Origin of the sequence: Leucobacter luti (assembly GCF_004217175.1) — a bacterium.
GTDB classification, from domain to species: Bacteria; Actinomycetota; Actinomycetes; order Actinomycetales; family Microbacteriaceae; genus Leucobacter; species Leucobacter luti.
The window spans coordinates 502067-528347 of record NZ_SHKI01000002.1 but is presented as its reverse complement, the minus strand read 5'-3'; the positions used below and the strand labels follow the sequence as shown (position 1 = coordinate 528347).

Sequence of the window (26281 nt, the reverse complement as noted above, 5' to 3'; positions counted from 1 at the left end):
GCTCACGCTCCGTCGCCGGTGCGAACGTCATCGGAATTGACATCGCCGGAGGGGACGCCACCGGAGGGGACGCCACCGGCGGCGTCCATCTCGTCTTCGCGGGCCTTCCAGGCTTGGAAGTCGGGATCGTCCGCGAGCGCCTCCTCGATCTCGCGCTTGCTCGCGCGCAGCTTCGGATCGAACCTCAGGTAGGCGCGGGTCTCGCGCGCAATCAGCCCGGAGAGAATGAGGAGGCCGATGAGGTTTGGCAGCGCCATGAGCCCGTTCATCACGTCGGAGAAGGACCACACCAGCGTGAGCTGCGTGGTCGCGCCCCCGAACACGATGAGCGAGAAGAGCACGCGGAACGGCATGACGGCGCCGCGCCCAAATACCCGCTCCACGTTGCGCTCGCCATAGTACGACCAGCCAAGAATCGTGGAGTATGCGAACATCGCAAGGCCGATCGTCACCACCCAGTGGCCCCACTGACCGGGGAGGCCCTGCGAGAACGCCTCGCCCGTCATCAGCGCCGCAGACAGCTGCTCGCCCGTCGCCGGGTCCGCGAGCGTGTACGCGCCGGTCGTCACGATCACGAGCCCGGTCATGCTCACCACAATGATGGTGTCGATGAACGTCTGCGTCATCGACACGAGCCCCTGCCGCACCGGGTGGCTGGTCTGCGCCGCCGCGGCCGCGATCGCGGCCGAGCCCATACCCGACTCGTTCGAGAAGATCCCGCGCGCGAAACCGTACTGCACCGCGATGATAAACACCGAGCCGGTGAATCCGCCGGCCGCCGCGGTGCCCGTGAACGCATCGCCGACGATCACTCCGAACGCCGCCGGTACATCGCCAATGTTGACGATCAGGATGTACAGGGCCGCGATCACGTAAAAGACGATCATCACGGGGACGAAGCCGGCAGTCACCCGCCCGATCGATTTGATCCCTCCGACGAGCACCACGAGCGTGAGCACCGTGAGCACGAGCCCGGTCGCCCAGGGGGTCACCGAAAAGCTGTTCTCGATGTTCAGCGCGATCGAGTTGCTCTGCGTCAGATTGCCGATCCCGAAGCTCGCAAAGATCGCAAAGATCGTGAACGTCCAGGCGAGGATCTTGCCCACGGGCCCGCGGATCCCACGCTCGAGGTAGTACTGCGGCCCGCCGTTGCGCTCCCCGGCCCGGTCGGACTGCCGGAAGCGCACCCCGAGGAACGCCTCCGCGTACTTCGAGGCCATCCCGAGGATGCCCGTCACCCACATCCAGAACAGGGCGCCTGGACCGCCGATCGCAATCGCGGTGGCCACGCCCACGATGTTGCCTGTGCCGACGGTGGCGGCGAGCGCAGTGGTGAGCGCCTGGAACTGCGAGATGTCCCCGCTTGAACCGGGGTCCTTGCGCCGCAGCAGGCCGAGGCCGAGCGCGGCCCCGAGCCGCAGAAACTGTATCCCACCCAGTCGGATCGTGAGGTAGAGCCCCGTGAGGAAGAGCAGCGGGATCAGCACGAACGGCCCCCACACGATGCCGCTCACCGCGTCCAAAAACTCTTGAATCTGGTCAACCATGAGGTATCGCCTCTTTCGCGTCGTTGCGATCCCCCTGGCTTTGGATGGTACCCGCGGGCGGCACAGTGTCAAGCAGCTCGATGTGCGAGCGAGCGGGGCGGACGTTTACGATGGTGGGGTGTCGCTTCGGAGGCTGCCGCGTGAGACACACGGGGGCGCGGGTCTTCCGAAAGGAATTCAATGCTCCACACACGCGTCATCGGGGGGCTCACTGTCGCCACGATGATCACGTCCGCCACCGTATTCGCCCCGCAGCCGGCCGCCGCCTTCGCGCAGCTCCCAGACGGCAAAGCCGAGGGAAGCGGCGAGTACGGGCTCATCGGCGATAGCCTCAAGACCATCGACAGCATCTACGGGGTCGCACTCGATGATGCAGGCAGCATCTGGTACGCCGTTCCCGACGGGGCCGGGCGCGGAATCACCGAGTACCGGGCTGAGAGCTTCGATCCGGCTGCCGGTGACTACACGGGCAATGGCGAGTACACGCTGCGCGGCGGCTATCTCGCCTCGGCCTGGAGTGATCCAGTGCACTACGCGAACCGCGACAGCACCGCGGCGGATCCCGGCGGCGGCACGCAGCCGTGGCCAGAGCCCCGCGGCATCGAGCCACTGCCGGGCGGCGGAATCGCCGTGGGCGACACGAACGGCAACGTGTCGACGCCGCCGGGCACGATCCTCTTCTACGACGCCGAACACACCGCGATTATCGGCAACGCCGGGGTCGGTGGCGACCAGGGGTGCACGCGGCTCGCGGAGGGCGAGCTCGCCTGGGGCCCGTACTTTGCGGTCACCGCGGATCGACTCTACGCGCCGTACGAGGGCTGCAACGTGGTCAGTGTGTTCTCGGTGCCCGAGGGAGACCCCCTGCATCGGCTCACCGGAGCGGGACAGACCGCGGGGATCCAGCCGAACCCGCCGGCGGATCAGGGGCCAGGCAGCCTCGACGAGGTGTACGGCGTTTCGACCGACGGCACCGCGCTCTACACCTCAGATCTCGGCTTCACGCGCGCGCCGGCCACCGGCATGGTGCAGCGCTGGCTGATCGACGACGAAACGGAATCGTGGGAGCTCGACACCGCGTTTGGCACGGACGGAGCGCTCGCGTTCCCCGGCGAGCAGATCTACGGGACCGTCGCGGGCGCCGATGGCGACCTCTATGTGATCCCGCAGCGGGGCCCCGTGCGCCGCTACGACGCGGGCGGCACCTACCGCGCAGACGTGCAGGTGCGCGACGTGCCGTACGCCGCCGCGCGGGATCTCCAGGTGACCGACGAGGGCTGGATCGTGATGACCGCGAGGGGCGAGCACAGCCTCCGGGTGCTCGCGAAGAGCCCCGACCCGGTCACCGGGCTCGCGGCCGAGTCCGGGCAGGCGGACGGAAGCGTCGAACTCACTTGGGACGCGCTCGAAGCGGGCTACGGGCAGGCGCCCCTCCTCGACTACGTCGTCGAGCGCTCCGACGACGGCGGCGCGACGTGGCAGACCGTCGAGCGCGAGATCAGTCTCGACCCCGCCGCGACACTCACGGGGCTGGACGCCGGCGAGTACGACATTCGGGTGACGGCGTTCAGCGAGGCGGGCCGCGGCGACCCGGCGCTCGTCGAGGGCGTCACCGTCACGGAGCCCACCCCCGGAGGGCCCCGGCCGCCGGTTGTCGAACCGCCCGTGGTGGAGCCGCCGGTGGTGGAGCCGCCAGTTGTCGAGCCGCCACGGGGCACGGCGATACCGGGCGAGGGGCTCCCGGGAGTGCAGCCAACGCATGAACCCCGCCCCACAGCTCCGACGCGGTCACCGAGCGAGGGGCTCGCCGCTACCGGCGGCCCGCCCAGCGGTCCCGCGGCCGCGGTCGCGGCGCTCCTCCTCGCGGCGGGCGCCACGGGCCTCGTCGCGCGGCGCGTGCGCGCTAGCCGAGCTGTTCGGTGAGCTCGAACCAGCGTTCCTCGAGCTCGGCCACCTCGGCCTCGGCCGCGGTGATCTTCGACATCTCCGCGTTCAAGAGCTCAAAGTTCGCCTGATCCATCGTGGCGAGGCCGTCCCGGGTCTGCACGATCAGCTGCTGCAGCTTCTGCATCCGCCGCTCAACCGCCGAGAGTTCTTTCTCGGCGGTGCGGCGCTCGGCCCCGCTCAACCCGGATGCCGCGGCCGCTGCGGCACTGCTTGAGCCGCCCGATCCGGGGGCTCCGCCCGCTGCGCCGGCGGCGGTGCCCCCGGTCGCGGCGCTCGCGGCCGCGCGGTCCTGCGCCGCACGCAGCTTCAGGTACTCGTCCACCCCGCCGGGCAGGTGCCGCAGGCCGTGGTCGAGGATCGCGTACTGCTGGTCAGTGACGCGCTCAAGGAAGTAGCGGTCGTGCGACACCACGATGAGGGTGCCGGGCCACGAGTCGAGCAGGTCCTCCATCGCGGCGAGCATGTCGGTGTCGAGGTCGTTCGTCGGCTCGTCGAGGATCAGCACGTTCGGCTGGTTCAGCAGGATGAGGAGCAGCTGCAGGCGCCGCTTCTGCCCGCCGGAGAGATCCTTCACCGGGGTGGACAACTGGGCGCTCGTGAAGCCCATGCGCTCGAGCAGCTGCCCGGGCGTGAGCTCCTGCGCCTTCGAACCGCTCCCGACCGTGAAGCTGGTGCGCAGCCGCGCGATCACGGTGCGCACGGGCTCCTTGAGGTGCTCCTCGAGCTCGTCGAGCCGCTGCGTGAGCGTGGCGACCTTCACGGTCTTGCCGCGCTTCACCTCGCCGCTCGTCGGCTCGACCGTGCCCGAGATCAGGCCGAGCAGCGTCGACTTGCCCGCTCCGTTGACGCCGAGGATTCCGGTGCGCTCGCCGGGGGCGAGGCGCCACTCGATGTCCTCGAGCACCACGCGGTCGCCGTAGCTCACGCCGGCGTCGAGCAGGTTGACGACCTCCTTGCCGAGGCGGGCCACCGCCATCGACTGGAGCGAGACACGGTCACGGATCTCGGGGACATCGGCGATCAGCTCGTTTGCCGCGTCGATCCGGAACTTCGGCTTCGCGGTGCGCGCGGGAGCGCCGCGGCGCAGCCACGCGAGCTCCTTCTTCGCGAGGTTCTGCCGCTTCTGCTCGATCGTCGCCGCCTGGCGGTCGCGCTCAACGCGCTGGAGGATGTACGCGGCGTAACCGCCCTCGAACGGCTCGACGATGCGGTCGTGCACCTCCCAGGTGGTGGTGCAGATCTCGTCGAGGAACCAGCGGTCGTGCGTCACGACGAGCAGGGCGCCCTGGCCGCGCGGCCAGCGGCGGCGCAGGTGGTCGGCGAGCCAGGTGATCCCCTCAACATCGAGGTGGTTGGTGGGCTCGTCGAGGAACAGCACGTCGTAGTCGCCGCTGAGCAGGCGCGCCAGGGCAACGCGGCGGCGCTGCCCGCCCGAGAGCGCGTCAACCGGGGCGTCCCAGGGCAGATCCGACACGAGCCCGGCGATCACGTCGCGGGTGCGCGCGTCGCCCGCCCACTCGTGCTCGGGGCGGTCGCCCACGATCGCGTGTCCCACGGTCTCGCCGTCGTCAAAGACGTCCGCCTGATCCAGCACCCCGATGGTGGTGCCGCCGCGCATCGTGACCTTGCCGCTGTCGGGCTCGCGGCGCCCCGCGAGCATCATGAGCAGGCTTGATTTGCCGTCGCCGTTGCGGCCCACGATGCCGATGCGGTCGCCCTCGGCGACGCCGAGCGTCACCGAGTCGAACACGGTCTTCGTCGGGACCTCGAGATGCAGGGCTTCAGCCCCCAGAAGATGTGCCATAACTCCCCAAGCGTAGTTCAGTTCTGATGTGGATCGCCCGCGAGTGCCGCGCCCCGGTAATCTAGGGGGCGTCGCAGGCTGCGGCGCACCCGCTCGGAGACGAGGGTGAACAGGTGGAGGGGGCAGCTCGTGTCGCTCACAACAGGCGCCGCCGCGAGGCTCGGCGCGCTCGTCGGTCCGGCGCGCGCGGTGATCGGGATCGCGGCCGTGTGCCTCGGTGTCGCGCTCGTGCTCGCCCCACTGACCACCCACCAGATCGCCGTCGTCAGCGGGATCGGCCTCGCGCTCGCCGGCGTCGCAGCGTTCACGGTCCCCACGAGCGACCGCGTCGCCCGGTTCTCCGCGCGCGTGTTCGGCACCATCTTTGTGTTGCTCGGCGTGTTGATCGCGGTGTGGCCAAGCGCCGGCGCCCCGTGGATCGCGTTCCTCGTGGGTGCCTCGCTCATCGGGCACGGCCTGTTCCAGACGGTGCAGTCGATCCGGCACGGCGGCGACCAGCGCGCCACGAGCATCATCGGCGCACTCGCGAGCATCATCATCGGCGTCGTCACGTTCTCGTGGCCCGTGCTCACCCTCACCTTCTTCCGGCTCGGCGTGGGCGCCTGGTTCGTCTTTTTCGGATTCCAGCTGGTGCTGCTCGCGTTCGCCGGGCGCACCCCGGAGCAGCGGCGGCCGCGCTCCCGCGTGGCGCGCTGGTCGCGCACCATCGGAGCCAGCCTCGCGCTCGTACTCGCCGTCGCCATGGCGCTCGGCACCGGCTGGATCCTGGGCGGCGTGCCGCTGCCCAGCCCCGGCAAGTTCTACGCGGCGCCAGCCGAGGTTCCGAGCGAGCCGGGCCAGCTGATCCGCAGCGAGCAGCTCACCGAGGGGGTGCCGCGCGGGGCAGAGGCCTGGAAGATCCTGTACACGACCACCAATGCCGACGGCTTCCCCGCGATCTCCAGCGGCACGATTCTCGCCCCAGCGCAGCGCGGGGACGCACCACTGCCGCTGCTGTCGATCGCCCACGGCACCACGGGCGTCGCCGCGAAGTGCGCGCCGTCACTCAGCGCCACCCCGTTCTCGGACGGCGCGGGTGCCGCCCTCGAACAGATGGTCACCGAGCACGGCTGGGCCGCGGTCACCTCCGACTACGTCGGCCTCGGTACCGCCGGCACCCACCCCTACCTCATCGGCGACGCCGAGGCCCGCAACGTGCTCGACGCGACGCGCGCCGCGCAGCAGTTCACCGAGATCACCACAACCGCCCGTACGGTCGTGTGGGGCCACTCGCAGGGCGGCCAGGGTTCGCTCTGGACCGGGCAGCTCGCTGCCGAGTACGCGCCCGAGCTTGAGCTCGCCGGGATCGCGGCGTTTGCGCCGGCGGCCGATCTCTACGGCCTCGCAGAGGTGAACAAGAACGATGCCCCGGGCAAGACCGTCTCCGCGTACATCGCCGCCACCTGGAACACGATCTACCCGCAGCTCGACCTCTCGGCGCAGCTCACGCCCGGCTCCGCACTCCCCGTCGCCAAGATCAGCGACCTCTGCTTCAACGGGCAAGACGTGCTCGCGGCGATCCTGCGCGGCACGCAGGTGCCCAACCAGATCTTCCCCGACCGCCTGCTCGCCGGGGAGTTCGGCAGCCTGCTGAAGGCGCAGACTCCCGTGGGGCCGTTCCCGGCGCCCGTGCTCGTGGCGCAGGGGCTCGCCGACCCGCTCGTGCAGCCCGCGCAGCAGCGCGCGTGGGTGGGCGCCCGGTGCAAGGCGGGCGAGCAGATCGACTACCGCACCTACCCGGGGCTCGACCACCTCTCGCTCGTCGCGGCGGACTCCCCGCTGACGCCCGAGCTGGTGCAGTGGACGCTCGACCGCTGGGCCGGCGCCGCGCCGACCCCCAACTGCGACGCGCTCCCCGACTAACCCGACCGACCGCGCCGGCGGGCGCCACCCACGTACACCGAGATCGATGAGGACAGGGGACGTATGACCGAGCAGGATTCAGACCGCACCGATGCACCGCCGCAGGATCCCACGGCGCCGGGGCCCAGCCGCCGCCGCTTCCTCAAGACCGGCGGATTGATCGCGGCCGGGCTCGCCGCGGGCGGCGCGGCCGGGGCAGGCATCGCCGCGGCGATCGGCAGCGCCGACCCCGGCACCCCCTACATTCCCGAGCGGTTCTCGGTGCCGAAGCCGCGCAGCGAGCCCGGCTTCGACCACCTCGTGGTGATGATGGGCGAGAACCGGTCGTTCGACAACATGCTTGGGTACCTCTACACGCCGGACTCCCCCGCCGAGGGGCAGGACTTCGAGGGCCTCGCGTTCGGCGAGTATTCAAACACCGCGCTCGACGGCGCTGTCGTTCCCGCGCACGTCTACACGGGCACCACGGACCGGATCATGGGCAGCCCGGATCCGGATCCCGGCGAGGAATACCCGCACGTGAACACGCAGCTCTTCGGCCACATCGATCCCCACAACGCGGGGAAAGAACTCGGCGATCTCACCGCCCCCTACCACGCGCCCCCGGCCGGCACCCGCGCAGACATGTCGGGCTTCGTGCTCGACTACGAGACCGACTACCAGAACCGCACGGGCAAGAAGCCGACCGCCGCGGAACGCGACCAGATCATGGGCTCGTTCGCCCCCGAGATGCTGCCGGTACTCTCGACGCTCGCGCGCGAGTTCGGCGTGTACGATCACTGGTTCTGCGCGGTGCCCAGCCAGACGTTCTGCAACCGCAGCTTCTTCCACGCCTCGACCTCGCACGGCTACGTGACAAACCTGCTCGGTGACGGCTACGGCAAGTGGCTCGACGCGGCTCCGGCGCCCACCGTGTTCAACCGGCTCGAGGACGCGGGCCGCACCTGGCGCATCTACTTCGACAAGCTCCAGCTCGTCTCGTTCACCGGGGTGCTCCACGCCCCGGTGCTGCGCAACTACTGGAAGACCGAGCACTTCGCCACCATGGAGCAGTTCCACGAGGACGTGCGCAACGGGGACCTCCCCGACTACGCTTTCGTCGAGCCGCGCATGATCTTCAACCACAACGACTTCCACCCGCCCGTGGGCCGGGTGCGCGAGAGCGACGTCGGGGGCACCGAGGTGGTCGACGGGGCGATCTCCGACGCCCGGGCCGGCGACGCCCTCGTGCACGAGGTGTACACGGCGATCCGCAACTCCACCGCGAAGTCAGGCTCGAACTACCTCAACACCACGCTGCTCATCACGTTCGACGAGCACGGCGGCACCTACGACCACGTGCCGCCGCCCGCGGCCACCCCGCCGGACGACACGGGGGCCGGCGAGATGGGCTTCACATTCGACCGCCTCGGCTGCCGGGTCCCGGCGGTCGTGGTGTCGGCGCACACGGCGCGGGGCAGCGTGTTCTCGCGGGAGATGCACCACGGCTCGCTCGCGGCCACCATCAGCGAGCGCTTCGGGGTGGAGTCGCTCACCGAGCGCGACCACGGCGCGCCGACGCTGCGGCACGCGTTCAATCGGAAGGTGCCGCGGCACGCCGCCGACTGGCCGCAGCCGTCGCCCGCCTACGTGCCGCCGAACGCCGAGGCGCACCCCGCGGACGCGGACCCGGATCGGCAGCTCAGCCCGCCCGCGCGGGGGCTCATCGGGCTGCTGCTCCACGAGTACGGCACCCCGGAGGAGCGCGCGCACCCGCCGCAGACCTTCGGGGCCGCGTACAAGCTCCTCACCAAGTACGGCGCCGGGCTGTTCGGGGTCGGCGCCGCGTAGCGCGCGGGGTGCGGCGTGGGGCCGCGCGGGCCTGCGCGGGGCCGCGCGGGCCTGCGCGGGGCCGCGCGGGCCTGCGCGGGGCCGCGCGGGCGCGCGGGGCCGCGCGGGCGCCGTCGCCCCGCAGGCGCCGCCGTCGCCCCAGGCCGCACCGCAGGCACCGCCGAGTGGAGCCAAACGCCCCCTTCGCGTGAGCTGAAGGGGGCGTTTGGCTACATTCGAGATCGCGTGCGCGTGCTTCTCAGCGTGCGCAGCGGCGGCCAGACACCCCACGCCGAAGCGTCAGCTTCGGCCGTGCCTGGCCGCGGGGCTCACCAGCCCCGGGATCCAACTCGCCGCTAGGCGCAGCGGCGGCCAGACACCCCACGCCGAAGCGTCAGCTTCGGCCGTGCCTGGCCGCGGGGCTCACCAGCCCCGGGATCCAATTCGCCGCTAGGCGCAGCGGCGGCGGCGAGGCACACCACGCCGAAGCGCCAGCTTCGGCCGTGCCTGGCCGCGGGGCTCACCAGCCCCGGGATCCAACTCGCCGCTAGGCGCAGCGGCGGCCAGGCACACCACGCCGAAGCGCCAGCTTCGGCCGTGCCTGGCCGCGGGGCTCACCAGCCCCGGGATCCAACTCGCCGCTAGGCGCAGCAGGATCCCCCACAGCAACTCCCGCCCGCGGGCGTGTCGCCCAGCAGGTTGAGGATCTCGCGGGTTTCGGCGTCGGCGAAGCCGGCCGCCGTGTCGAGGCCGGTGGCGGGGTTCGTCTCGGCGACGGTCGCGGCAGCGGGCTCGGTGGTCTTCGTGGTCTCGCTCATGGTGGCTCCTTTGTTCAGGGAAAAGGCTACGGGGTGACGGCTACGGGCTCGGCTTCGGCGGCCGCGGCCGCGGCCGCGGCCGCGCGGTTCAGCTCGAGCACCTGCTCGAAGACGCCGGCGAAGGCGTCGGCGCTCTGCGCGCCGGAGACGCCGTACTGCTGTTCGAGCAGGAAGAACGGGACGCCGGAGATGCCCAGCATCTGCGCGCGGCGGATGTCCTGCTGCACGGCCTCAGCGTAGGTCTCGCTGTCAAGGGCGGCGCGCACCGCGTCGGGCGCGAGCCCGGCTTCGGCCCCGAGGCGGGCGAGCGCGTCGGGATCCGACATGTCCTCCCCCTCGGCGAAGTATGCGCGGAACAGGCGCTCCTGCACCTCGGCTTGCAGGCCCTGGTCTTTCGCGAGGTGGAGCACGCGGTGCGCGCGCTGGGTGTTCGCGTGGCGCACGCGCGAGAAGTCGTAGCTGAGCCCCTCGGCTGCGGCCATCTCGGTCATCTGGCCGAGCATCTGCTCCACCTGGTCGGCCGGCATGCCCTTGTGAGTCACGAGGAAGTCGATTTCGCTGCCCTGGAAGTCGAGCGGCGTGTCCGGTGCGAGCTCGTAGCTGTGGCTCTCCACCTCGATGCGCACGTCGGGGTGCGCCTCCGTGAAGGCGGCGACGCCGGCCTCAAAGCGATGTTTGCCGATATAGCACCAGGGGCAGGCGATATCGGACCAGATGTCTACGCGGATCGTTTCACTCACGCACGGTGCAACCGCGCGCGTGATCTGGCTATTCCCGAAGAAATTAGTGTGCGTCGAGCACGCGTGCGCCGGGAACTGGTCCGGTGACCACGAGCGTGCGAATATCGCGCCGCGTGAGCGTGCCGCGAAGCTCCGCGGCCTCCTGCGCGCTGTGCACGAGGAACGCGACCGTGGGCCCAGACCCAGAGACGATGCCGGCGAGCGCCCCGCGGGACTCGCCGAGCTCGAGCAGTTCGGACAGCTCGGGCGCGAGCTTGAGCGCCGCGACCTGCAGATCGTTGTGCATCGCGTCGGCGAGCGAGTCGGCGTCCCCGATCCGGACGGCCTGCAGCACCGCGGTATCGACCTTCACCAGGTCGGGCTGCGGCCCGAGGTCGCCAACGTGCGCGTCGCGGTGCTGGTCGAGGGTGCCGTAGACGAGCGGCGTGCTGAGCCCCATGTCCGAGAGCGCGAGGACCCAGTGGAACGCGCCCTGTGCGAGCGCCGGGCTCAGCTCGTCGCCGCGCCCGGTCCCCACGGCGGTGCCGCCCTCGAGCGCGAACGGGACGTCGGCGCCGAGCTCAGCGGCGAGCGGTAGGAGCCCCGAGCGGCCGAGGCCGGTGCCCCACAGCTCGTCGCAGGCGACGAGCGTGGCCGCGGCGTCGGCGGATCCGCCGCCCATCCCGCCGGCGATCGGCACCCGCTTGAGGACGGTGAGCGCGACGCCGCCGGTGTAGCCGGTGCGCGACGCGAGGAGCTTCGCGGCCGCAATCGCGAGGTTTGAGTCGTCTGTTGCGAGCCCCGCGGTGTCGATCGGCCCCGTGAACCGCACGGAGAATTCATCGGCCGGGGTCGCCGTCACCTCTTCAAACAGCGAGACTGCCTGATAGAGCGACGCGACGTCGTGGTATCCATCATCCTGCAGCGCACCGACCCGGAAGAACACGTTGATCTTCCCCGGTGCCCGCACGGTCACCGTGCGCTTCAGAATCGGGCTCATACGTACAAACTAGCGCACCTCGCGGCACTGCATTTTCATGAGCTGCCCCTGAGCTTCCTCGCGCGCTCCCGTGGGGCCCGGATCAGCGCGCGCGGGTGATCGCGAGGAAGTCTTCGACGCTGAGCTGCTCAGCGCGCAGCGTCGGATCGATCCCGGCAGATTCAAGCACGCGCACCACCGCGTCGAGCGGCCCGAGTACCGGTTGGAGTGACTGGCGCAGCATTTTGCGACGCTGCGCGAACGCCGCGTTAATGAGCTCGAACGTGGTGTCACGCTCCGTAACAGTGCCGCGCGGGGCGTCGAGCCGCTGGTACCCGACGAGCACCGAGTCGACCCCGGGCACCGGCCAGAAGATGCGGCGACTCACCGTGCCGGCGATCCGCCACGGCCCGTACCAGGCGGCCTTGGCACTCGGTGCGCCGTACTCCTTGCTGCCCGGCTGAGCGGCGATGCGGTAGCCCACCTCGGCCTGCACCATGACGAGGCCGCCGCGGAGCTCGGGAATGAGCTCGAGCAGTTCCATGAGGATCGGCACCGACACGTTGTACGGGAGGTTTGCCACGAGCAGCTCGGGCGGCGTCGGCAGCTCGGCGATCATGTCGGCCGTGAGCTCGAGCGCGTCGCTGCGGATCACCCGGAAGCGCTCCGCGGCGGCCGGCTGCATCGCGCGCACCGTCGCCGGCAGCTCGGCGGCAAGTCGGTGGTCGATCTCAACGGCGGTGACCTCGGCGCCCGCCTCGGTGATCCCGAGCGTGAGCGAGCCGAGACCCGGCCCGATCTCAATCACGTGGTCGCCCGCGGTGACCCCCGCGAGCCGCACGATCTTGCGCACGGTGTTTGGGTCGATCACAAAGTTCTGGCCGAGCTTCTTGGTCGGCGATACACCAAGCCGCTCGGCGAGCTCGCGCACTTCGGCCGGACCGAGCAGCGCGGGGCCCGATCCCGGCTCCGGCGAACCGGTTGCCTCGCTCACGCGGCGGCCTCCTCGGGGTCCCACGAACCGTACACGCGCTCGGTGTTCGCCGCGAGCTGCGTGCACAGCTCGGCAAGCGGCAGGTCGAGCGTCTCGGCCATGCGGCGCACCGTGTGCGGCAGCAGGTAGGGCGCGTTGGGGCGCCCGCGCCACGGCTCCGGGGTGAGGAACGGGGCGTCGGTCTCGGCGAGGATCAGCTCTGGCCGCGCCACCGCGAGGGCCTCGCGCAGCGCGGGTGCGTTCTTGAAGGTCATCGTGCCGGCAAACGACATGTACCAGCCGTGCTCGTTGCAGATACGGGCGAGCCGCGCGTCGCCGGAGAAGCAGTGGAACACGGTGCGCTCGGGGGCGCCGACGCGCGTGAGCGTGGCCACGACCTCCTCGTGCGCGTCACGATCGTGGATCTGTAGCGCGATCCCGTTCGCCTTCGCGATCTCGATGTGCGTCTCGAACGCCTCGATCTGCGCTTCACGTCCGTCCTCCCCCGTGCGGAAGAAGTCGAGGCCGGTCTCGCCGACGGCGCGCACGCGCGGCTCGGCGGCGAGGCGCGAGATCTCGGAGAGGTGCGCGCTCAGCTCACCGCGCGCGAAGAGCCGGGGCGCCTCGTTGGGGTGCAGGGCGACCGCGGCGAGCACGCGCGGGTCAGCTGCGGCGAGCTGCGCGCTCCACCGGCTGGTCTCAAGATCGGTGCCGACCTGGACGACGCCGCGCACGCCGACCGCGGCGGCACGATCGAGTGATTCGAGCGGCTCGAGCTGGTCGACCCCGTCCTCGAACTCAAGGTGCGTGTGGTTGTCGTAGAGCGGCACCGGCAGCGGCTCAGGCAACTCCGGGCGCGTCAGGTCGCGCCCGGGAGCCCCGGTGCGTTTCCGGAGCCCCGGCGCGGGCGTCTCTGCGGTCACTTCGCGGCACCACCGGTGGTCGGGGCCTCGGTCTCGATGCGCGGGAACAGCACGGCGAGCGCGTGCTGGGGCGTGCCCGGCACGATTCGGCCCCATGTGCCGGCTTCGCGGATCGGCTGCGCGGCCAGGGCGCCGAGCGTCTCCTCAGCACCGAGCGCGGTCCACAGCTTCGCCGCGGCCTCCGGGATCACCGGCGCCAGCAGCTCCGCGAGCACGCGCAGCCCCTCGGTCGCGGTGTACAGCACGGCGCTCAGGCGCTCACGCTGGGCCGGATCCTTCGCGAGCGCCCACGGCTCCTGCTCGGTGATGTAGCCGTTCAGGGCGTCGACGAGCTCCCAGATGGCGGCGATCGCCTCGTGGATCGCGAACGTCTCGATCTTCGCGTCGGCGCGCGCGGCAACGCTCGCGGCGAGCTCGCGAATCACGGCGTCGGCGGGCGCGTCCACTCCCGTCTCGGGCACGCGGCCCTCGAAGTACTTCGCGTTCATTGCGAGCACGCGGCTCGCGAGGTTGCCGAAGCCGTTGGCGAGCTCGGCCTGGTACCGCGCGGCGAGATCCTCCCAGCTGAACGAGCCGTCGTGGCCGAAGGACACGGCGCGCATGAAGTAGTACCGGAACGCGTCGGCGCCGAAGGTGTCGGTGATCTCGTTGGGGGCGATGCCCGTGAGCTTCGACTTCGACATCTTCTCGCCGCCGACGAGCAGCCAGCCGTGCGCGAACACGTGATCCGGCACCTCAAGACCCGCGGCCATGAGCATTGCCGGCCAGATCACCGCGTGGAACCGCAGGATGTCCTTGCCCACGATCTGCGTCGCCGGCCAGTGCTGCAGCTCGGCAGTCGGGTCCGCGGGGTTCGCGCCGTAGCCGCGCGCGGTGATGTAGTTGAGCAGCGCGTCGAACCACACGTAGGTGACGTGCGACGAGTCCCACGGGATCGGGATGCCCCAGTCGAAGGAGGTGCGCGAGATCGACAGATCCTCAAGCCCCTGCTGCACAAAGGCGATGACCTCGTTGCGCGCGCTCGCCGGCTGCACGAAATCGGGGCGCTCCTCGTAGAGGGCGAGCAGGCGGTCCTGGAACGCGCTCATCTTGAAGAAGTAGTTCTTCTCCTGCAGCAGCTCAAGCGGCTTCGAGTGGATCGCGCAGACCTTCTCGCCCTCGAACGCCCCGGTACCGTCGACGATCTCGCTCTTCGGCTTGAACTCCTCGCACCCGACGCAGTACAGCGCCTCGAACTCGCCGGCGTACACGTGGCCGTCGTCGTACAGCTTCTGCAGAAACACCGCGACGCCGGCCTCGTGGCGCGCGTCGGTCGTGCGAATGAAGTCGTCGTTCGAGATGTTGATCGTGTCGAGCAGCGGCTTCCACGCAGACTCGACGAGGCGATCCGCCCACTCCTTCGGTGCGACGCCGTTCGCGGTCGCCGTGCGCAGAATCTTCTGCCCGTGCTCGTCAGTTCCGGTGAGGAAATAGGTGTCGTCGCCGGCCTGGCGGTGCCAGCGCGCGAGTACGTCCGCGGCCACCTCCGTGTACGCGTGCCCGATGTGCGGGGCATCGTTCACGTAGAAGATGGGCGTGGAGAGGGAGAACGACGGGGTCTTGGCCATACCCTCCAGTCTATTCGCTCGGGCGGGCGCACACGCCCGTGTTACGCTCCCGAGTCCGGCGCGGCCCCCGCGACGAGAATCTCGGGCTCGTGCCGCACCGGGAAGTTGACCGAGTTTGCGATGAAACACGCCTCGCGCGCGGAGCCGTGGGCGGCGAGCGCCGCGTCGACCATTGACGCGTCGGCAACCGTGACGCGCGGGCGCAGCAGCACATCCGTGAACGCTCCCCCGACGCCCTCCTGCCGCATCGTGCCCACCGCGGCGTCAGTGTACGCCCTAACCACCACGCCGGCCCGCACGGCCATGTGCAGGTACGATAGCATGTGGCACTGTGCGAGCGCGGTCACGAGGAGCTCCTCCGGGTTCCAGCGATCCGCGTCGCCGTGGAACGTCGGATCCGCCGAGCCCGCGAGCGGCGGCTTGTGGGCGGCGTGAATTGTGAGCTCGCGCCCGTACTCGCGATACCCGCTGGTGCCGGTGCCGCGATTTCCGGCCCACTCGACGTCGATCCGGTACTCGTGCACACCCATCATGCGTTCAGGCTAGCGCGACCGGCCGGATCGTGCGCGGGCGGCGGGCCTGCGATGGCCGTGGGAACACGGTTCGCGGGCGGCCGTCACCTGGCGGGAGTAGTATCGTTCGCATGACAGAAGCGAGCGTGAGCACCATCAAGGCACCCGTCAGCACCGTCGAGGCATCGCAGCCGGAGACCACCGTCCCCCAGCAGCGTCGCGTCGTCACGGCGATCCCCGGGCCGCGGTCCCAGCAGATCCATGCCCGACGCCAGGCGGTCATCCCGCCCGGCGTCCACAGCGTGCTTCCCGTGTACATCGATCGCGCGCACGACTCGATCATCGTCGACGTCGACGGCAACCACATCATCGACGTGTGCGGCGGCATCGGCGTCACCACCGTGGGCCACACCGACGAGGCCGTCGTGGCCGCCGCGACCGCGCAGCTGAACAAGGTGACCCACACGCTCTTCACCATGACCCCGTACGAGCCGTACGTGCGCGTCGCCGAGCACCTCGCGCAGCACGTCCCCGGCTCGACCGCTGACGCGCCGTACAAGACGCTGCTCATGAACTCGGGCGCCGAGGCAGTTGAGAACGGCGTCAAGATCGCCCGCAAGTTCACCGGACGCCCCGGCGTCGCGGTGCTCGAGCACGCCTACCACGGTCGCACCATGCTCACCTCGAGCATGAACCACAAGGCGGCCCCCTACGCGCTCGGGTACGGCCCGCGCGCGGGCGACATCTACAAGGCGCCCAACTCCTACCCGCTGCACGACGGGCTCAGCGGAGCCGAGGCCGCAGCGCGCACGATCGCGCACCTCGAGAAGGTCGCCGGGGCCGAGGATCTCGCCTGCCTCGTGGTCGAGCCGATCCAGGGCGAGGGCGGCTTCATCGTCCCGGCCGACGGCTTCCTCCCCGCGCTCGCCGAGTGGTGCCGCGCGAACGGAATCGTCTTCATCGCCGACGAGGTGCAGGCCGGCATGGCGCGCACCGGCACGGTGTTCTCAATCGAGCAGTTCGGCGTGCAGCCCGACATCGTGCTCTCGGCCAAGGGCATCGCGGGCGGGCTCCCGCTCGCCGGCATCACGGGCCGCGCCGAGATCATGGACAAGTCGCAGCCCGGCGGGCTCGGCGGCACCTTCGGCGGCAACCCCGTCTCGTGCGCGGCGGCCGTCGCCGTGTTCGAGCAGATCGCGGCTCAGGATCTCCTCGCCGAGGCGCAGCGCATTGAGCGCGTGTTCGGCGCGGGGCTCGGCCGCCTCGCCGCGAAGTACCCCGCAATCGCCGAGGTGCGCGGCAAGGGCGCAATGCTCGCGATCGAGGTCGTGCAGCCCGGCACGCTCGATCCGAACCCCGAGCTTGTCGCCAAGGTGATCGACTACGCCGCTCAGCAGGGCGTGCTGCTGCTGAGCTCCGGCATCCACAACCAGGCGATCCGCTTCCTGCCGTCGCTCAAGATGACCGACGAACTGCTGGAGGACGTGGTGAGCGTACTCGACGAGGCGTTCGCCGCCGCCGCGTAGCCTCGGCTACTGCGCCGCACGGGGCGGGACGGGCTGAGCCCGTCCCGCCCCGTGCTGCGTTCTGACGGTGTGGCGGCGCGGCGCGGGGGCGGCGCGGCCCGGCCGCGCCTGCCGCGCGCTGCGCGGCGCGCGGCGTGGGCCAGCGCCTCGATCCACCCAAACCCGCCCCAACCCACCTAACCCAACCCAGCCCACCCAACCCAACCCAACCCAACCCACGAGCGTGCGGCTTCATCGCGAGCGTGCGGCTTCACCCCCGCAGTGCAGCCGCACACTCGTGCGCGAAGCCTCCACTCGTGGCGGGTGGGATCCTCCGCACTCGGGCGGGAATACCGCTCTGGGGCAGGGCCGCCACACACCGGCATTCCAGATCGGCGCCGCACGAGCCACCCCGGGTGCACGATGCTCAGTGCGCGTGCGCGGCTAGCCGTCGGCGATTTGAGTGAGCAACTCCCGCATCGCGAGCACCGCAAACTGCGTCTCGTCGCGCGCGAGCACCCGCTGCTCGCGCACGGCGTCGGCGGGCAGGCGTTCGGCGGCGGCGCTGAGCACTGCGATGAGTTCAGTCACCAGCTCGCGCACCTCGGCGCGGTGCTCAGGCACACGCCATCCAAAGAGGAGCGCCTCGATTCCCAGTGTGGCGGCCGCACCCAGGTCTTCCGCGCTCGGGCCGGGCCGAGCGTCGTCGCCATCCGCCGCCGCGTCGTCGTCGTCGCGAGAGCTGGCGGACTGGGCCGCAGCCGCGTTCTCCTCGCGGATCCGCCCGGTAACCGACCGGACCGCCGCGACAAACACCTGCTCCTTGGATCCGAAGTGGCTGTACACGGCCCCCTTCGTGAAGCCGGCAGCCTGGGCAATATCGACCAGCGACACCCCGGAGAACCCGCGCTCCGCAAACAGTCGCGCGGCCTGCTTCAGCAGCTGCTCGCGCGTGCTCATGGGCCGGGCTCGCTGCTCTACCCACGCAGAGGCCTGCGCAAGCGCTTCCGCCGCCGCGAGGAGCCCCTTGGTCACGCCAGTCTCTGCCTGGCCACCGACCGCACCAAAGCTCTGGCCGAGCTGGCCCGCGGCGTCCGCGAGCGCCTTCGCCGCATCCCGCAGCTGCTGCTCTCCATTCGACCCCTCGGGGCCCCGCTGACGCCGTGCCATGACGCAAGCCTACCCGAACATACCCATGAGAATCCATATTGCATTTCGAGATACCCATGGGTATGTTCAATCAAGAGGGGCACATTCCGGGACTTCCCGGACGACGAAAGGAGCATTTCATGCCCGCCCACCACCCCCACCCAGGCGCTACTCAACACCCCGACCCGGTGCTCAGCATCGAGCGGCTGATCAAGCACTATCGCGGCCGCACGGCTCCCGCGAACGACGGGATTAGCCTCACAGCCAGGCCCGGCCGCGTGCTTGGCATCCTCGGCCACAACGGTGCAGGAAAGACCACGCTCGTGAATCAAATCGTGGGCCTCCTGAAACCCAGCAGCGGCACGATCAGAGTGGCCGGGATCGACGCCGTAGCGCACCCCGCCCGCGCCCGGGAACTCGTCTCCGTCCAGGCACAGGCGAACGTCCCGATCACGGGGCTTACTCCGCGCACCGCAATCGAGCTGGTGGGCAGGATCCGCGGCGGCGAACGCGGCGAAGTGCGGCGCCGCGCGTCGCAGCTCCTCGAGGAACTCGACCTCGGCGCTTGGGCAGACACCCCGGCACAGAAGATCTCCGGGGGCGTGGCCCGGCTCACCGCATTCTGTATGGCCGCGGTGCGCCCGGGCGCCCTGGTGATCCTCGACGAGCCAACGAATGACGTCGATCCCGCCCGGCGCAGGCTGCTGTGGGACGCCATCCGTGCGACCGCCGAAGCCGGCGCCGGCGTGCTGCTCGTCACCCACAACGTGCGTGAGGCGGAGCGCGCCGTCGACGATCTCGTGGTGCTCGACCGCGGCAGGGTGATCGGATCGGGCACCCCCGCGCAGCTCACAGCCCACCTCCGCTCGCAACTCTTCCTCGAGCTCGACGGCACCGCGCTCCCCCGGCTCCCGGACGACCTCGAAGCAGTACCGACCGGGCCCGCGGTGGCCACGGCCGCGATTCCGACGGAGCGCGCCGCGGAGGCGGTGGCGTGGGCGCAGGCGGCCGTGAGCCGCGGAGACATCGAGCGTTTCTCCCTCACTCCTGCGTCACTCGAGGACGCCTACCTCGAACTCGTGGGCACCGACGCGGGGGTCGCGGCGTGAGCGCGCGGAGCACAGCGAGCGTGGGTGCAGCCCAGACCGCAGCCGGGGATCGCGCGGCCCGCCCGGCATCGACGATACGCGGGACCCTGCTCCTCGCACAGTGGCAGGTGCGGCGACAGGCGCAGTACCTCCCGCTCCTGGTCGTGGTCCAGACGGCGCTCGCGGTCTCGACGGTGCTGGGCTACGGGATCCTCATCGGCGACGTGGCGGCGGAGGCGGCGCTGTTTCTCGCGACCGGCGCTCCCACGATCACCCTGATCATCGTCGGGCTGATCATGACTCCGCAGCAGATGTCGCAGTCGCGATTGGAGGGAAGCGCCGAGTGGCTGCGCACCCTGCCCGTGCCCCGCAGCGCGTTCCTCGCCGCGGACCTCTCGGTGTGGACCCTGCTTGCACTTCCGGGATTCGTTTTCGGTGCGCTGGTTGGGGCGCTCCGCTATGGGATCGAGTACCAGATCGCTCCGTGGATCGTGCCCGTCGCGCTGCTGATCTCTTTGACCGCCGCAACGATCGGCTACACCTTCGCGGTATTGCTGCCCCCGATGGTGGCAATGCTCATTACGCAGCTCCTCGTGTTCCTGCTGCTCCTGTTTTCCCCGATCAGCTTCCCCGCAGCAAACCTGCCCGAGTGGTTGCGGAGCGCGCACGCGTTTCTCCCCATCGAGCCAATGGCGAATCTCATGCGAGCGGGGCTCGCCGGGCACAGCTTCGAGGCGAGTGGCCGCGACTTCGCGGTAGTGCTGGTGTGGTGCGCTGCCGCCGTGGGGCTCGCGATCCTGTCGCTGCGCCGCCGACACTAGACCCGGCCCGGCCCGGGCCGCGCCATTCAACGCACCAGCCGCGCCGCCCCACCCCATGAGCGTGCGGCTTCGTCACGAGTGTGCGGCTTCACCTCCGCAGTGAAGCCGCACACTCGCGAGCGAAGCCTCCACTCGCACGCGACACCGCCACTCGCGCAAGACACCGCCACTCGTGCGCGACACCGACACTCGTGAGCGAAGCCGCCACTCGTTCGCGAAGCCGCCACTCGCGTGCGAAGCCTTCACTCGCCGGCGGGAACGCAAGAACGGCAAGCCGCGGCGGAGCCCAGCGCCCTACGGAACCCGGACGGGCTCGGTATCGACCTCGGGGTCCTCGGGATCGAGCTCGGACAGGTCGATCCCGGCGGCAGTGACGCTGCCGGTGTCGACCACGTCGCCCACCGCGTGCACGTCGATCACGATCGCGGTCACATTGTCGCGGCCGGCGTTCTCGACGGCCTGCCGCACGAGCATGGTCGCGGCCCCCTCGGCGGTCTCTTGCGTCGCGAGGAAGTGCTGGATACCGATATCGGTGAGCTCCTTGGTGAGCCCGTCGGAACAGATCAGGATCCGCTGCCCGGGGATCAGCGCGAGCGAGGTGTACTCGGGGATCGGGGCCTCGTTGAAGCCGACCGCGCGCGTGATCACGTTTGCGTGCGGATGAGTCTCGGCCTCTTCCTCGGTGATCGCACCGGTGTCGATGAGGTGCTGCACCACTGAGTGGTCGACGGTGATCTGACTGAGCGCACCCTTGAAGTACTGGTACACCCGGGAGTCTCCGATGTTGAAGACTTTCCAGGTGGGCTGGTCGTCGGTGCTGAGGCACACGCCGGTGACCGTGGTGCCCGCACCGAGCTCGGTCTCGCCGGCGTCGAGCTCGATGTCGTCAACCGCGTCCGCGAGCACCGCATCGATGTCCGCCTCGACCACGCGCTCGCTTCCGCCCAGCTCGGCGAGCCGGCGCACAACCGCGGCGGACGCGACCTCACCGGCCGAGTGCCCACCCATGCCGTCCGCGACCGCGAAAACCGGCGGCATCGTCACGTAGCTGTCCTGATTTGTCTCGCGCCGACGGCCGACATCGGTCATGGCAAACCACGACAATTCGATCTCAAGCTCGCAATCATTGCGATACCGGAGGCGTCGCCGAGACGCGTTCTCACCGCGCGCGGTCACCGCTTCCACCTCTTGAACACTTGAGTATCCTACCGCGCGAAGCGGGGTGCCTGCGAACGAAGCACTTAGCTCGGGCTTGAGGCTCCAGACACGAACTCCGGCTGCAGGGTGATCGCTGCCGACTCAGAACCCCCCACACCCTCGCGGATCAACTCAAGTATTGCGTCGCTCATGCGCTCAACGGGCTGCCGGATCGTGGTGAGCGTTGGCATCACGAACTGGGAGATGCCAATACCGTCGAACCCCACAACGCGGAAGTCCTGCGGCACGCGAAACCCCGCTCCGATCAGGCCGGTAAGGACGCCGAGAGCGATCACATCGGCCGCGGCCACGATCGTGCCAGACTCAATTCCCATCGCGACGATCTCGCCAACAGCCCGATACCCCCACTCCACGTCAAAGCTCCCCGCGAGCGCGGGCGCGTTCGGGAACTCGCGCCGGAATCCCTCCAGGCGTTCGCGCCCAGATGACGACGTGGCGTCCGCGCCCACGAACACCACCTGGTCCCCCGCTGGGTCGGCGGTGCGGACATGGTTGGCGAGGAGCTCCATCCCGGCGCGGTTGTCGCACCCGACGAATGGGACGTCGACCGCGGCCACCCGGCGGTCGTATTGCACGACCGGCACACGCTCGCGTGCGAGCCGCAGGGTGTCTGCGCTCGCGAGTTCGTCGCACGGGATAATCACGAGCGCGTGAATCTGCTGTCCGAGGAACGACTGCACCCCGTGGGCCTCGATCTCAACGCTCCCCGCAGCGCTGCTGACCAGCAGTTCGAAACCGTTGCCGCGAAGCGTGCGGGCCAGCTGCTCGGCGAGCGCCGCAAAGAACGGGTTTTCGAGGTCGGGGACCATGAGCCCGACGATGTTGAGTCGCTGCTGGCGGAGCGCGCGGCCGAGCAGGTTGACCTGGTATCCCAGCTCGCGGGCAGACTCCTGGACGCGCCGCTGCACTTCGGGGTTCATCGCCCGACCACCGCTGAGCGCGCGCGATACGGTCGCGGCGGACACCCCGGCGTGCGCTGCAACGTCTTTCATCGTGATCGGTTTGCGATGGCTCACGGCACCTCACTCGCTCGTTACCTAATTGAGACCTCAGCGCCTATTCACGCGGACTCCCCGCAAGGTTACTCTTAAACGGATCTCGGTAATCGATTTCCAACCCAGTGTATTGGAGTACAAAGATGTCTCTCTCACGAACGACTCGCGGGCTCGGCCTTGCCGCCGCCGCGATCCTCACGACCGCGGCGCTCACCTCATGCTCGACGGGGAACGAAGCGCCGGAGGCCGGCGGCTCCGGCGACACCACCTCAGACTCATGCGTGATCGGCATGACACAGATCAACCAGACCGCGGTCTTCTTCACAGAGATGAACGCCGGCGCAACCGAGGCAGCCGAGAAGCTCGGGTGCGAGCTCAACATCACCAACGCAAACAACGACTCGGCCCGGCAGAGTTCCGACATCGAGAATTTCGTTACACAGGGTGTCGATGCCCTGATCGTGGTCGCGATCGACGTGAACGGCGTGAAGCCAGCGGTGACCGCGGCGCAGGCCGCCGGCATTCCCGTGATCGCAATCGACGCGGAAGTTGAGGGCGTCGACACGTTCGTCGGCGTCGACAACGAGGCCGCTGGCGCCGAGGCGGCGGCTTGGGCAATCGAAGAGGGGCTGATCGACGGCATGAGCTACGGGGTGGTCGACGCAAAGAGTTCCTTCATCCAGAACCAGCGCGAAGACAGCTTCCGCACCGCCATCGATGCCGCTGGCGCCAAGTACACGCAGAGCGTGAACGGTGACAACGTGCAGGAGAAGGCGGCCACCGCGGCGCAGGACCTCGTGACCGCGCAGCCGGATCTCGATTTCATCTACACGACGGGTGAGCCCGCCACCGTCGGCGCGGTTGCAGCGCTCTCGGGTGGCAGCACGGAGACCACGATCATCGGGTGGGATCTCACCGCCGAAGTAATCGCCGGAATCGACAGCGGACTGGTCCGCGCAGTCATCCAGCAGGATCCCCGGCAGGAGGGCGTCGAGGCGGTCACCGAGATCGTGGCGATCCTCGGCGGCGACGAGCCCCGCGGCTTCATTGACGTGCCGATCACCTTCGTGACCAGCGACAACGTTGACGACTTCCGCGAGATTTTCAACTAGGCGAGGTGGCGGTGCCGCCACCGGCACCGCCACCTCCCGGCACGGGAAAGACAGGCTATGAACCCCACACCACGCGTTGAAATGGTGGATATCCGCAAGCACTACGGCGCGGTCAAGGTACTCCGCGGAGTACACCTTGCGGTCGCGCCCGGCCAGGTCATCGGCCTCGTCGGCGACAACGGCGCCGGCAAATCAACACTGATGAAGATGCTGGCCGGGGCCGTGACGCCCGACTCCGGGCAAATCCTGATCGATGGCACCGCACTCGAGCACTCGGACCCGCGGTCCGCGCGACGAGCGGGCATCGAGATGGTGTATCAGGACCTCGCACTCTGCAACGACATCGATGTCGCCGGAAACCTCTTCCTCGGGCGCGAGCCGTACCACCCGCTGACCCGCAAGCTCAATCTCGCGAAGATGCACGAGGACGCCGCGCGGGACCTCGCAAAGCTCCACATTCGGATCCCGGACACCACGCAGGAGGTGGGGACGCTCTCGGGCGGCCAGCGCCAGGCGATCGCGATCGCGCGCGCGATCGCGTTTGACCCCAAGGTCCTCGTGCTCGATGAGCCCACTGCGGCCCTCGCCGCCAAGGAGGTCGAGATGGTGCTCCAACTCATTCGCGACGTCTCGGCCCGCGGGGTCAGCGTGATCCTCATCACACACCGGCTCCAAGACCTCTTTGAGGTGTGCGACCGATTCGACGTCCTCTACGAGGGCGTACTCCATAAAAACCTTGACCCCCGACAGACCAACCTGACTGATCTGGTCACGGCAATGATGGGAAAGTAGCCTCAAGTGACTTCTTCGATTATCACCACAGCCACGCAGTCCCGTCGCACCGGCGCGTCAAAGTTTGTCAGCAAGCACTTCGGTGTGCTGTCAATCTCGGTCGTGTTTGTGCTGCTGTTCGCCTGCTTCTCAGTGTTCACCAACGACTTTGCCTCGGCCGAGAATCTCGTCAACGTCGCCCGCCAGATCGCCCCCACCGTGATCGTCGCGATGGCGATGACGTTCGTCATCACCACCGGCCAGATCGACCTCTCGGTGGGATCGCTGGTTGGCCTCTCAGCCGCGGTACTGGGGATCTGGGCGCTCAGCGGAAACGCGCTCGTCGCGCTCATCCTGACGCTGGTGCTCGGGCTCGTCCTAGGACTCGTCAACGGCGCGCTCACCGCGTTCGGCCGCATGCAGTCGTTCATCGTCACGCTCGCCGGACTCACCGCGCTGCGCGGCGTTGCCCTGTTCGTCACCGGCGGGTACAGCACCCCGATCGACTCGCCCCTGATCACGCCCATCGGGCAGGGCCGCTTCCTCGGCCTCTACACCCCCACGTGGATCGCGATCGTGGTGGTGGCGCTCGCCTGGTACACGTTCAACCACACACGCTTCGGGCGCTACGTGGTCGCGGTTGGCTCAAATGCGGAGTCGCTGCGCCGCTCAGGCGTCGACATTCGCAAGATCCAGATGGCGGTGCTCGGCATGACCGGGCTCGCCGCGGCGCTCGCCGGCATTATCACTGCCGCCCGGCTCTCAAGCGGCTCGCCAAACTCCGGCACCATGTTCGAGCTCGAGGTCATCACGGCCGTGGTACTCGGCGGCACGTCCCTCATGGGCGGACGCGGCTCGATCATGGGAACCGCAATCGGCGCCCTCACGCTCGGGATCCTCAGCAACGGCCTGGTCCTCCTGAAGGTCGACGTCTACTGGATCCCAATTGTCCAGGGCCTGATCCTGGTGATCGCGATCCTCGTGAACACCCGGCTCTTCGCGAAGTTCTCCCGGGGCGCCAGTTGACCACGGTGATGAGCGTGACCGGAGAGGTCCCGGTTTCGACGCTCGGCATCACGCTCACGCACGAGCACCTCGTCAACGACGTGCAGTCCTGGGCACACCGCACGAAGTCGCTGGGGGTCAACTCCCAGGAGTTCTGGGAGCGCCCGGTGAGCATGGACGTGCTCTGGGAGCTTCGCAACGATCCGTTCGGAAACCTCGACAACTGCAGGCTCGACGACCGTGAGCTCGCGGTGCGCGAGCTCGAGCGGTTCCGGGCGCTCGGAGGCGCAACGATCGTTGACACCACGAGCATGAACGGTGGCCGCGACCTCCCAGCCCTGCGGCAGCTCAGCGAGCGCAGCGGGGTGACGATCATCGCGGGCACCGGGTACTACCTTGAACCAAGCCTGCCGCGGGCGTTCGCGACTCTCAGCGCGGAGGACATTGCTGAGTTGATCCTGGCTGACCTGCGGACTGGCGTGGCCGGCGTCCGCCCGGGAATCATCGGCGAGATCGGTGTCGGCGCGGAGTTCCCGGAGCCCGAACGGCGCAGTCTGCACGGCGCTCTCCTCGCGCAGCGCGAGACCGGGCTGCCCATCCAGGTGCACCTCCCGGCCTGGTTCCGCCGGGGACACGAGGTTCTCGACATCGCCGAGCAGCTCGGGGTCTCCCCCGCGTCAGTGGTGCTCTGCCACATGGGCCCCTCGGGCGCCGACGTTGCGTATCAGCACGAGCTCCTTGCCCGGGGCGCGTGGCTGCAGTACGACATGATCGGCATGGAAGTGTTCTACGCGGACCAGGGTGTCCAGTGCCCGTCGGACGCGGAGAACGCGGGCCGGATCGTTGACCTCGCGGAGGCAGGGCACCTCGGCCAGATCCTCATCTCGCAGGACGTGTTTCTCAAGTCGCTGCTGCGCGAGTACGGCGGCCCCGGCTACGGACATATCCTGCAGTACTTCGTTCCGCGGTTGCGCAATCTCGGATTCGACGACGCGGCGCTCGATCAGCTGCTGGTGCACAACCCGCGCGACATGCTCACTCCCCGCGGCGTCTGACCGCACACACTCACCCCGTACC

The 26281-nt window shown here is 69.4% G+C and carries 22 protein-coding genes; 10 read left to right on the top strand and 12 right to left on the bottom strand.

The window, feature by feature from the left end:
• Positions 1-2 precede the first annotated feature (2 nt).
• Positions 3-1547, bottom strand: a complete 1545-nt coding sequence (locus EV139_RS02210) for an alanine/glycine:cation symporter family protein (RefSeq protein ID WP_130452671.1) — start codon at positions 1545-1547, stop codon at positions 3-5.
• A gap of 180 nt (positions 1548-1727) precedes the next feature.
• Here EV139_RS02210 and EV139_RS02205 point away from each other — a divergent pair, with 180 nt between their 5' ends.
• Positions 1728-3470 carry a fibronectin type III domain-containing protein gene (locus EV139_RS02205; RefSeq protein WP_130452670.1) on the top strand — a complete coding sequence of 581 codons (1743 nt, stop codon included), beginning with the start codon at positions 1728-1730 and terminating at the stop codon, positions 3468-3470.
• On the opposite strand, the gene EV139_RS02200 is transcribed toward EV139_RS02205, so the two are convergent.
• Positions 3451-5298: an ABC-F family ATP-binding cassette domain-containing protein gene (locus EV139_RS02200; protein WP_130452669.1), complete on the bottom strand. Its 1848-nt coding sequence runs from the start codon at positions 5296-5298 to the stop codon at positions 3451-3453. The two genes, EV139_RS02205 and EV139_RS02200, sit on opposite strands and share 20 nt — an antisense overlap.
• Before the next feature lie 129 nt (positions 5299-5427).
• On the opposite strand from EV139_RS02200, the gene EV139_RS02195 reads away from it, so the two are divergent.
• The gene (locus tag EV139_RS02195; protein ID WP_130452668.1) at positions 5428-7200 is read left to right on the top strand and encodes a lipase family protein; all 1773 of its coding nucleotides are present in this window, start codon (positions 5428-5430) and stop codon (positions 7198-7200) included.
• A 63-nt stretch (positions 7201-7263) separates the two neighbouring features.
• Positions 7264-9030: an alkaline phosphatase family protein gene (locus EV139_RS02190; RefSeq protein WP_130452667.1), complete on the top strand. Its 1767-nt coding sequence runs from the start codon at positions 7264-7266 to the stop codon at positions 9028-9030.
• A gap of 620 nt (positions 9031-9650) precedes the next feature.
• Here the strand turns inward: EV139_RS02190 and EV139_RS15795 are convergent.
• The 7 genes from EV139_RS15795 to EV139_RS02160 form a co-directional block, all read right to left on the bottom strand.
• A complete protein-coding gene (locus tag EV139_RS15795) occupies positions 9651-9827 on the bottom strand; it encodes a hypothetical protein (protein WP_157992972.1) in 177 nt (58 codons plus the stop codon).
• Between the two features lie 26 nt (positions 9828-9853).
• On the bottom strand, positions 9854-10567 hold the full coding sequence (locus tag EV139_RS02185; protein ID WP_130452666.1) for a DsbA family oxidoreductase: 714 nt from the start codon (positions 10565-10567) through the stop codon (positions 9854-9856).
• A 43-nt stretch (positions 10568-10610) separates the two neighbouring features.
• Positions 10611-11546 carry a 4-(cytidine 5'-diphospho)-2-C-methyl-D-erythritol kinase gene (locus tag EV139_RS02180; protein ID WP_130452665.1) on the bottom strand — a complete coding sequence of 312 codons (936 nt, stop codon included), beginning with the start codon at positions 11544-11546 and terminating at the stop codon, positions 10611-10613.
• 82 nt (positions 11547-11628) lie between these two features.
• A complete protein-coding gene (gene rsmA, locus EV139_RS02175; RefSeq protein ID WP_198677415.1) occupies positions 11629-12519 on the bottom strand; it encodes a 16S rRNA (adenine(1518)-N(6)/adenine(1519)-N(6))-dimethyltransferase RsmA in 891 nt (296 codons plus the stop codon).
• Positions 12516-13421, bottom strand: a complete 906-nt coding sequence (locus EV139_RS02170; protein ID WP_241988939.1) for a TatD family hydrolase — start codon at positions 13419-13421, stop codon at positions 12516-12518. Before EV139_RS02170 ends, rsmA begins: the two co-directional genes overlap by 4 nt.
• The gene (metG, locus tag EV139_RS02165; protein ID WP_130452663.1) at positions 13418-15028 is read right to left on the bottom strand and encodes a methionine--tRNA ligase; all 1611 of its coding nucleotides are present in this window, start codon (positions 15026-15028) and stop codon (positions 13418-13420) included. Before metG ends, EV139_RS02170 begins: the two co-directional genes overlap by 4 nt.
• Positions 15029-15069: 41 nt before the next feature.
• The gene (locus EV139_RS02160) at positions 15070-15561 is read right to left on the bottom strand and encodes an OsmC family protein (protein WP_130452662.1); all 492 of its coding nucleotides are present in this window, start codon (positions 15559-15561) and stop codon (positions 15070-15072) included.
• A 110-nt stretch (positions 15562-15671) separates the two neighbouring features.
• On the opposite strand from EV139_RS02160, the gene EV139_RS02155 reads away from it, so the two are divergent.
• A complete protein-coding gene (locus EV139_RS02155; RefSeq protein WP_130452661.1) occupies positions 15672-17066 on the top strand; it encodes an aminotransferase class III-fold pyridoxal phosphate-dependent enzyme in 1395 nt (464 codons plus the stop codon).
• Between the two features lie 423 nt (positions 17067-17489).
• Here EV139_RS02155 and EV139_RS02150 read toward each other — a convergent pair whose 3' ends face one another.
• Positions 17490-18215: a TetR/AcrR family transcriptional regulator gene (locus EV139_RS02150; protein WP_130452660.1), complete on the bottom strand. Its 726-nt coding sequence runs from the start codon at positions 18213-18215 to the stop codon at positions 17490-17492.
• Positions 18216-18334: 119 nt separating this feature from the next.
• Here EV139_RS02150 and EV139_RS02145 point away from each other — a divergent pair, with 119 nt between their 5' ends.
• Both EV139_RS02145 and EV139_RS02140 read left to right on the top strand, forming a co-directional pair.
• The gene (locus EV139_RS02145; RefSeq protein ID WP_130452659.1) at positions 18335-19303 is read left to right on the top strand and encodes an ABC transporter ATP-binding protein; all 969 of its coding nucleotides are present in this window, start codon (positions 18335-18337) and stop codon (positions 19301-19303) included.
• Between the two features lie 20 nt (positions 19304-19323).
• The gene (locus EV139_RS02140) at positions 19324-20103 is read left to right on the top strand and encodes an ABC transporter permease (RefSeq protein ID WP_130452658.1); all 780 of its coding nucleotides are present in this window, start codon (positions 19324-19326) and stop codon (positions 20101-20103) included.
• Between the two features lie 294 nt (positions 20104-20397).
• Here the strand turns inward: EV139_RS02140 and EV139_RS02135 are convergent, their stop codons facing one another.
• Both EV139_RS02135 and EV139_RS02130 read right to left on the bottom strand, forming a co-directional pair.
• Positions 20398-21192, bottom strand: coding sequence for a PP2C family protein-serine/threonine phosphatase (locus EV139_RS02135; RefSeq protein WP_237465627.1), 795 nt, complete (start codon positions 21190-21192; stop codon positions 20398-20400).
• Positions 21193-21344: 152 nt separating this feature from the next.
• Positions 21345-22337: a LacI family DNA-binding transcriptional regulator gene (locus EV139_RS02130; RefSeq protein ID WP_130452656.1), complete on the bottom strand. Its 993-nt coding sequence runs from the start codon at positions 22335-22337 to the stop codon at positions 21345-21347.
• 122 nt (positions 22338-22459) lie between these two features.
• Between EV139_RS02130 and EV139_RS02125 the strand changes: the two genes are divergently transcribed.
• Genes EV139_RS02125 through EV139_RS02110 form a run of 4 tightly spaced genes read left to right on the top strand, consistent with a single transcriptional unit; the run spans position 22460 to position 26259 of the window.
• Positions 22460-23428 carry a substrate-binding domain-containing protein gene (locus EV139_RS02125; RefSeq protein ID WP_130452655.1) on the top strand — a complete coding sequence of 323 codons (969 nt, stop codon included), beginning with the start codon at positions 22460-22462 and terminating at the stop codon, positions 23426-23428.
• Positions 23429-23485: 57 nt separating this feature from the next.
• A complete protein-coding gene (locus tag EV139_RS02120; protein WP_198677414.1) occupies positions 23486-24220 on the top strand; it encodes an ATP-binding cassette domain-containing protein in 735 nt (244 codons plus the stop codon).
• A gap of 6 nt (positions 24221-24226) precedes the next feature.
• A complete protein-coding gene (locus EV139_RS02115) occupies positions 24227-25225 on the top strand; it encodes an ABC transporter permease (RefSeq protein ID WP_130452654.1) in 999 nt (332 codons plus the stop codon).
• An 8-nt stretch (positions 25226-25233) separates the two neighbouring features.
• Entirely contained in the window at positions 25234-26259 is a 1026-nt protein-coding gene (locus EV139_RS02110) for a phosphotriesterase family protein (RefSeq protein ID WP_130452653.1), read from the top strand.
• Positions 26260-26281: the final 22 nt, after the last annotated feature.

Excerpts from the sequence above, each read along its gene's own strand:
- EV139_RS02180 (WP_130452665.1), bottom strand. The coding sequence starts at position 11,546 with ATGAGCCCGATTCTGAAGCGCACGGTGACCGTGCGGGCACCGGGGAAG.
- EV139_RS02205 (WP_130452670.1), top strand. The coding sequence starts at position 1,728 with ATGCTCCACACACGCGTCATCGGGGGGCTCACTGTCGCCACGATGATC.
- EV139_RS02210 (WP_130452671.1), bottom strand. The coding sequence starts at position 1,547 with ATGGTTGACCAGATTCAAGAGTTTTTGGACGCGGTGAGCGGCATCGTG.
- EV139_RS02145 (WP_130452659.1), top strand. The coding sequence starts at position 18,335 with ATGCCCGCCCACCACCCCCACCCAGGCGCTACTCAACACCCCGACCCG.
- EV139_RS02110 (WP_130452653.1), top strand. The coding sequence starts at position 25,234 with ATGAGCGTGACCGGAGAGGTCCCGGTTTCGACGCTCGGCATCACGCTC.
- EV139_RS02120 (WP_198677414.1), top strand. The coding sequence starts at position 23,486 with ATGAACCCCACACCACGCGTTGAAATGGTGGATATCCGCAAGCACTAC.
- EV139_RS02135 (WP_237465627.1), bottom strand. The coding sequence starts at position 21,192 with ATGACCGATGTCGGCCGTCGGCGCGAGACAAATCAGGACAGCTACGTG.
- EV139_RS02190 (WP_130452667.1), top strand. The coding sequence starts at position 7,264 with ATGACCGAGCAGGATTCAGACCGCACCGATGCACCGCCGCAGGATCCC.
- EV139_RS02125 (WP_130452655.1), top strand. The coding sequence starts at position 22,460 with ATGTCTCTCTCACGAACGACTCGCGGGCTCGGCCTTGCCGCCGCCGCG.
- EV139_RS15795 (WP_157992972.1), bottom strand. The coding sequence starts at position 9,827 with ATGAGCGAGACCACGAAGACCACCGAGCCCGCTGCCGCGACCGTCGCC.
- EV139_RS02155 (WP_130452661.1), top strand. The coding sequence starts at position 15,672 with ATGACAGAAGCGAGCGTGAGCACCATCAAGGCACCCGTCAGCACCGTC.
- EV139_RS02160 (WP_130452662.1), bottom strand. The coding sequence starts at position 15,561 with ATGATGGGTGTGCACGAGTACCGGATCGACGTCGAGTGGGCCGGAAAT.
- EV139_RS02150 (WP_130452660.1), bottom strand. The coding sequence starts at position 18,215 with ATGGCACGGCGTCAGCGGGGCCCCGAGGGGTCGAATGGAGAGCAGCAG.
- EV139_RS02200 (WP_130452669.1), bottom strand. The coding sequence starts at position 5,298 with ATGGCACATCTTCTGGGGGCTGAAGCCCTGCATCTCGAGGTCCCGACG.
- metG (WP_130452663.1), bottom strand. The coding sequence starts at position 15,028 with ATGGCCAAGACCCCGTCGTTCTCCCTCTCCACGCCCATCTTCTACGTG.